At 65.1% G+C, this 6,611-nt stretch carries 7 protein-coding genes; 4 read left to right on the top strand and 3 right to left on the bottom strand.

Annotated elements, in window-relative coordinates:
* Positions 1 to 313: 313 nt before the first annotated feature.
* Entirely contained in the window at positions 314 to 1,027 is a 714-nt protein-coding gene (locus ACXJL8_RS29890) for a substrate-binding periplasmic protein (protein ID WP_456686083.1), read from the top strand.
* Between the two features lie 113 nt (positions 1,028 to 1,140).
* Here ACXJL8_RS29890 and ACXJL8_RS29885 read toward each other — a convergent pair whose 3' ends face one another.
* On the bottom strand, positions 1,141 to 1,320 hold the full coding sequence (locus tag ACXJL8_RS29885) for a hypothetical protein (RefSeq protein WP_456622776.1): 180 nt from the start codon (positions 1,318 to 1,320) through the stop codon (positions 1,141 to 1,143).
* A 203-nt stretch (positions 1,321 to 1,523) separates the two neighbouring features.
* On the opposite strand from ACXJL8_RS29885, the gene ACXJL8_RS29880 reads away from it, so the two are divergent.
* Positions 1,524 to 1,904, top strand: a complete 381-nt coding sequence (locus tag ACXJL8_RS29880; protein ID WP_456622777.1) for a YciI family protein — start codon at positions 1,524 to 1,526, stop codon at positions 1,902 to 1,904.
* A gap of 8 nt (positions 1,905 to 1,912) precedes the next feature.
* On the opposite strand, the gene ACXJL8_RS29875 is transcribed toward ACXJL8_RS29880, so the two are convergent.
* Positions 1,913 to 2,503, bottom strand: coding sequence for a TMEM175 family protein (locus tag ACXJL8_RS29875; RefSeq protein ID WP_456686082.1), 591 nt, complete (start codon positions 2,501 to 2,503; stop codon positions 1,913 to 1,915).
* 123 nt (positions 2,504 to 2,626) lie between these two features.
* On the opposite strand from ACXJL8_RS29875, the gene ACXJL8_RS29870 reads away from it, so the two are divergent.
* A complete protein-coding gene (locus tag ACXJL8_RS29870; protein WP_456686081.1) occupies positions 2,627 to 4,684 on the top strand; it encodes an ATP-dependent helicase in 2,058 nt (685 codons plus the stop codon).
* 97 nt (positions 4,685 to 4,781) lie between these two features.
* Entirely contained in the window at positions 4,782 to 5,813 is a 1,032-nt protein-coding gene (locus ACXJL8_RS29865; RefSeq protein ID WP_456622780.1) for an LLM class flavin-dependent oxidoreductase, read from the top strand.
* A gap of 17 nt (positions 5,814 to 5,830) precedes the next feature.
* Here ACXJL8_RS29865 and ACXJL8_RS29860 read toward each other — a convergent pair whose 3' ends face one another.
* Positions 5,831 to 6,466: a response regulator gene (locus tag ACXJL8_RS29860; protein WP_456686080.1), complete on the bottom strand. Its 636-nt coding sequence runs from the start codon at positions 6,464 to 6,466 to the stop codon at positions 5,831 to 5,833.
* Positions 6,467 to 6,611: the final 145 nt, after the last annotated feature.

Below are 6,611 nucleotides of genomic sequence, written 5' to 3'. Positions count from 1 at the left end.
GCATCCTGCTCCGGCATGCGGGTCGCAGCCTCGAGCAAATTCGGCGGTTGAAATTCTCCCTCAGCGCGCGATGCGCGCAGCGATCCTGTCGGCCCATGGGCGGCTTGAGTTCGGCGGGGTCATATCTGGCGCCCAGCAGCAGGATTGCCGGGCAAACTACCACTTCGCGTGCTAGAATGACATCGGTTAAAGTGCGGAGGCGCCCGCATGGCGGGCGAGCCGTGTTCGTTGCGGTCCGGCGAAAATGCTACCTCCGGTAGATCACACAGGCACCGAATCCAGTGGCAGCAAGGGACGCGCAAGGAGACGCCTCGTGTGGAGGACAATCGTCGTCTGCCTGTCGCTGCTCGCAGCCGGTCCATCGCAGGCGCAGCCGGTCATCCGGCTCGCGCGCATCGCCGACATCCCGGATCAATATGTCGGCGGCGAAATGCTGCGGGCGGTCTATGCCAGGTTGAACATCGAGCTCGAATTCGAGGACGTCCCCGGCAAGCGGGCGCTCGCGCTGTCGAGCGCCGGCGCGGTCGACGGCGAAATCCAGCGGATCGGAACGCTCTCGCGCGACTACCCGGCGCTGATCCAAGTGACGCCTGCGATCAATTACATCGAGCCCGCGGTCTTCACCACGAAACTGCATTTTGACGTCGCCGGCTGGAATTCGATCAAGGACTACAGCATCGGCATCGTGCGCGGCGTCGGCTCGTCGGAAGCCRGCACGCGCGGCATGAGCCGCGTCACGGCGACCACCAGCCTGGAAAACATGATCAGGATGCTCGATGCCGACCGCTTCGACGTGATGGTCACCGACCTCTTCAGCGGGCTGGTCGCGGTGAGGAAACTCAATCTCCAGGCCAGGATCTACCCGCTCTCCCCGCCGCTCGAGCGCATCCGCATCTACCACTACCTGCATGAACGGCATCGCGATCTCGTGCCGAAAGTCGGAAGGGTGATCGAGCAGATGGAAGCGAGCGGCGAACTCGCCCGGTTGCGAGCAACCCTGATCAAGCAGGTCCTGAACGGGCCGTGACGCGCGGCGGCGCGGTCAGATCGCGCGAAGCCGCTCCCACACTGCAACGGCGGCGACCGGCGATCGAAACTTGCAAGACGCTCATTGTCGCTCCTTGTCCGGCTATGCGAGGCTCAGAAGCCGCAGACGTTCGGCGCGCGCTGGCGTTTGCCGCGGCGGCTTTCGACGATGCGCTCGCCGCCATTCTCGACTGAGCTGCCGTAATAACGATGATGGCCGCTCTGGTCGTGCAGATCGGCAGGCTCGGATTGGCCGGCACGACGCGCGTCGCAGATGATCTTGATGCTCGACATAACCGCCTCCGATTGCCTTCAGTGTTGTTGTGGCCATCAGTCGCGTCGGCTTCGGGCGGCGTTCACGTCGCAGGGCGGCAATCGGGTTTCAGGACGGTTTCGTCGCGCACTCCCTGACGCAATACTGTAGTCTCGGGCTTGTCAGGTTCGGCGGCCGTGATACGTCCTTCGGGCTGCGAGCCCCCAAAGCAAGCGAGGTGACGATGCTTTACGCCATCCTGGCCTACCACGTGGAAGACGAGATCTTGTCCTGGACGCCGCAAGAGGACGCCGCGGTCGTGGCCAAAGTCATCGAGGTTCAGGAACCCATGAGGGCCAGCGGACTGCTTGGGCCGGCCGCGCGCCTGGACGAGACCCGAAAGGCCCGCACCTTGCGCGGCCCCGGCGCCGGCATGGTGCTCGACGGCCCGTTTGCCGAGACCAAGGAGCAGCTTCTGGGCTTCCACCTCGTCAACTGCGCCACGGATGACGAGGCGCTCGCAGCGGCGCGGAAGCTGCGTCAGGTCAATCCGACAGCGGTCTACGAAATCCGCCCGGTCAAGCTTTACGTGCCGGCCGACGGGTTTGGCGCGACACGAGGGTGAGCCGCCGCCTACGTGTCCGCCACGGTCGGCGCGGCATAGAAGCGCTGGATCACGAGCCCGCCGAAGGCGATGAACCACACGAAGGGCGCGATATGCGGCGCGAATGCCGCCACGATCGTGCCTGGAATGAACACCAGCAGCGGAAACAGCGAGGCCATGATTTCGTGGCGCCAGCCGCCTAGAATCGTCCACCACAGCCAGGCATTGAGGCCGGCGATCGCGGTCAGGTGCAGGCCGTAGAGCACGGCGACCGCGCTGCTCATGCTGTAATTGGTGTAGAGGCCGTTGGTCACCGGCAGCAGCACGATCGAGAGCAGGAAGAACAGATTGAGGATCACCGCGCCGCGGCTGCCCACCGGCTGGCGCGCCAGCCGCCGGTGATGGCTGATCCAGAACACGCCGGCGATGATGAAGCTGAGCGCAAAGCCGGCAAGCTTGCCGGAATAGACGTGGGCGAGATCGCTCCAGCCGGGGGCGCTGGTGAAGACGGCGGCCTTGGGCAGGTCGTAGGCCAGGAGMGTCATGGCGACACCAAAGATGGTGTTGCTGAGCGACTCCAGCCGCCGCATCTCGAACTGGTCGGGCTTGAGCTCGGTCATTGCTGGAGGCTGCGCGCTGGAACCAACGGTCCCCCTTCCCCTAAGTCCTAAACCCGGTTCCGTCCAGCCGCATTGCGATTCGCGCCGAGATCGCCGACTCTTGCCGTTTCACCGGGGCGATTCGTGGCGACATATCTGGACACGCTCAATGCGGAGCAGCGCCGCGCCGTCGAACATGGCGTGGCCGACGGCGCGACCGTGGGCGGCCCCCTGCTCGTCATCGCCGGCGCGGGCTCCGGCAAGACCAACACGCTGGCCCATCGCGTCGCGCACCTGATCGTCGCGGGCGCCGATCCACGCCGCATCCTCTTGATGACGTTTTCCCGCCGCGCCGCGGCCGAGATGGCCGGGCGGGTCGAGCGCATCGCCCGAAAGGTGCTGGGCGAGAACAACGCCGCGATCATGCGCGACGCCTTGGGCTGGGCCGGCACCTTCCACGGCATCGGCGCGCGCCTGTTGCGCGAATATGCCGAGCGGATCGGCGTCGACCCCTCCTTCACCATCCATGACCGCGAGGATTCCGCCGACCTGATGAACCTGGTCCGGCACGAGCGCGGCCTGTCGAAGACCGCGAGCCGCTTTCCGGCCAAGGGCACCTGTCTTTCGATCTACTCGCGCTGCGTCAATGCCGAGATGGAGATCGAGAAGGTGCTCGGCCAGCATTATCCCTGGTGCGCGGGCTGGGCCGCCGAGCTGAAGGGCCTGTTCGCGGCCTATGTCGAGGCCAAGCAGGCCCAGCACGTGCTCGACTACGACGACCTCCTGCTCTACTGGTCGCAGATGATGAGCGACGGGCTCATCGCCGAAGAGATCGGCGGCCGCTTCGATCACGTCCTGGTCGACGAATATCAGGACACCAACCGCCTGCAATCCTCGATCCTGCTGGCGCTGAAGCCCGACGGACGCGGCCTCACCGTGGTCGGTGACGACGCCCAGTCGATCTACTCGTTCCGCGCCGCGACCGTGCGCAACATCCTGGATTTTCCGCAAAGCTTTTCGCCGCGCGCCGAGCTCATCACGCTCGACCGCAATTACCGCTCGACGCAGACCGTGCTGGCGGCAGCCAACGGCGTCATCGGGCTGGCCCGCGAGCGCTTCACCAAGAACCTCTGGACCGACCGCAATTCCACGCAGAAGCCGCAACTCGTGACCGTGCGCGACGAGGCCGATCAGGCCCGTTACATCGTCGAGGAGGTGCTGGCGAACCGCGAGCAAGGCGCGCTTCTGAAGCACCAGGCGGTGCTGTTCCGAACGTCCTCGCATTCCGGGCCGCTGGAGATCGAGCTCACGCGCCGCAACATCCCCWTCGTGAAGTTCGGCGGGCTGAAATTCCTCGACGCGGCCCACGTCAAGGACGTGCTGGCGCTGCTGCGGTTCGCCGAAAACCCGCGCGACCGCGTCGCAGGCTTCCGCATCCTGCACCTGCTGCCGGGCATCGGCCCCGCAACCGCGCAGCGCGTGCTCGACCAGATGGCGGAGAGTACCGATCCGATGGCCGCGCTCGGCCTGCTCCCGGTGCCGCCGCGCAGCGGCGCCGACTGGACCGACTTCGTCCGCACGATCGAAAACCTGCGCTATTCGGAATGGCCGGCCGATCTCGAACGCGTGCGGCTGTGGTATGAGCCGCATCTCGACCGCATCCACGAGGATTCCGAGACGCGGCGCGCCGATCTCATGCAGCTCGAGCAGATCGCGAGCGGCTACGCTTCGCGCGAGAAATTCCTGACCGAGCTCACGCTCGATCCGCCCGACGCGACCAGCGACAAATCCGGGCCTCCCTTGCGCGACGAGGATTATCTGATCCTCTCCACCATCCATTCCGCCAAGGGCCAGGAGTGGAAGTCGGTGTTCGTGCTCAACGTCGTCGACGGCTGCATGCCGTCGGATCTCGGCGCCGGCACCAGCGCCGAGCTCGAGGAGGAGCGCCGCCTGCTCTATGTCGCGATGACCCGCGCCAAGGACGATCTACACCTCGTCGTGCCGCAGCGTTTCTTCACCCACGGCCAGGCCGCCCGGGGCGACCGCCACGTCTACGCCTCGCGCACCCGCTTCATCCCGGAGCAGCTGGTCCATCTGTTCGAGCGCACCGCCTGGCCGAAGGCCGCCGCAGGCGCCGCGCGCACCGCGGCGCAAGGACCGAAGATCGACATCGGCGCGCGGATGCGCGGGATGTGGCGGTAGGTAGAACAAACGGAAACCGAGCATTTCCGAAAGCCGCCTTGTCGCACCGCGACCATCTATTAAGTCTCGGGGAATCCTCCCCACAGAGACCTGATCGATGACCGCACCGCTCGAATTCGGACTGGATACCTTTGGCGACGTCACCACGGACGCCTCCGGCGCCATGCTTCCCCATGCGCAGGTGATCCGCAACGTCGTCGACGAGGCGGTGCTGGCCGACGAGATCGGTCTCGACTTCATCGGTCTTGGCGAGCACCACCGCGCCGATTTCGCGATCTCTTCGCCCGAGACCGTGCTCGCGGCCGTTGCGGCGCGCACCAAGCGCATCCATCTCGGCTCGGCCGTGACGGTGCTGAGCTCGGACGACCCTATCCGCGTGTTCCAGCGCTTTGCGACGTTGGACGCGCTCTCGAACGGACGCGCCGAGGTGATCCTCGGCCGCGGCTCCTTCACGGAATCCTTTCCGCTGTTCGGCTTCGACCTGCGGGCTTACGAGGCGCTGTTCGAGGAGAAGCTCGACCTGTTCACGGCACTGCTGGCGCAGAAGCCGGTGACCTGGGAGGGCAAGCTGCGTCCGCCGCTGAAGGACCAGCTCGTCTATCCCCCTGTCGAGCATGGCCAGCTCAAGACCTGGATCGGCGTCGGCGGCAGCCCGCAATCGGTGGTGCGCGCAGCGCATTACGACCTGCCGCTGATGCTCGCGATCATCGGCGGCGATCCCGCGCGCTTTGCGCCTTACGTCGATCTCTATCACCGCGCCTTCAAGGAATTCGGCCGCCCGGCCAAGCCCATCGGCGTGCATTCGCCGGGCTACGTCGCCGAGACCGATGCGCAGGCGCGCGAGGAGCTGTGGCCCGACTACAAGGCCATGCGCGACCGCATCGGCAGGGAACGCGGCTGGCCACCGATGGGCCGCGACGAGTTCGTCAATGAGGCCGAGCACGGCTCGCTCTATGTCGGCTCGCCGGAGACCGTGGCGCGCAAGATCGCCGCGACCGCCAAGGCGCTTGGCATCGCGCGCTTCCAGTTGAAATATTCGGCAGGTCCCCTGCCCCACGAGAAGCTGATGCGGAGCATCGAGCTCTACGGGCGCAAGGTGGTGCCGATGGTCAGGGAGATGATGGGGTGAGCCCCGCGCCGATCGCTCTAAGGCGCAACCAGTTTCTTGCGAATCGCATAACGAACCAGCTCGGCTGTCGACGACATCCCGAGCTTGCGCATGGCCGATGCGCGATGGGTCTCCACCGTCTTCACGCTAAGCTTCAATACGGCGCTTATCGACCTGTTGGTGTGCCCTTCCGCGATCAATTGGACCACGCTCTGCTCGCGCGAGGTCAGCAGCATGCTCGATTTGTTCTGCTTGTTGACCTGATAATCGCGGAGCAGTTTCTCCAGCAAGACGCTGGTGAAATAGGGCCTGCCGTCGAGCAGCGCCTCGATGGCGGAAATCAGGTGTTTTCTGGCATCCGACTYGAAAAGGAACCCACGAACGCCTGCGAGGATCGCTTCGGTCAGCAGTTCCTCATTTTCGTGCATCGTCAGGATCAGCACCTCCGTACGCACACGCAGCGACTTGAGACGACGACTGACCTCCAGCCCGTTCATGAGGGGCATGGAATAGTCGACGATCACGATGTCCGGCCGCGTCTCCACGACCAATGCGACGGCCTGCTCGCCATTGGTCGCTTCTCCAGCGACGATCCAATCGGAGCGCGTGTCAACGATCGCACGAAGCCMGGAACGTACGACCTCATGATCATCCGCAATCACGATGCGTTTCACGGCGTCGTTCCCGTAGGGACGCCCCCGATCTGTCGGGAGGTCCAGCAGAAAGTCGATCGATCATACCGATCGTCCCTCAAAGGGCTATCCCACAAAACCCCGAGATTCCTCCGGCGAATGTACCGAAATGGGCGTGGTATTCTGC

It is taken from the genome of Bradyrhizobium sp. P5_C11_2 (assembly GCF_054049755.1).
This window is presented reverse-complemented; position numbering and strand designations above follow the sequence as displayed.

Bases quoted from the DNA above. Each gene is read 5' to 3' on its own strand.
- ACXJL8_RS29885 (WP_456622776.1), bottom strand. From the start codon at position 1,320: ATGTCGAGCATCAAGATCATCTGCGACGCGCGTCGTGCCGGCCAATCC.
- ACXJL8_RS29880 (WP_456622777.1), top strand. From the start codon at position 1,524: ATGCTTTACGCCATCCTGGCCTACCACGTGGAAGACGAGATCTTGTCC.
- ACXJL8_RS29865 (WP_456622780.1), top strand. From the start codon at position 4,782: ATGACCGCACCGCTCGAATTCGGACTGGATACCTTTGGCGACGTCACC.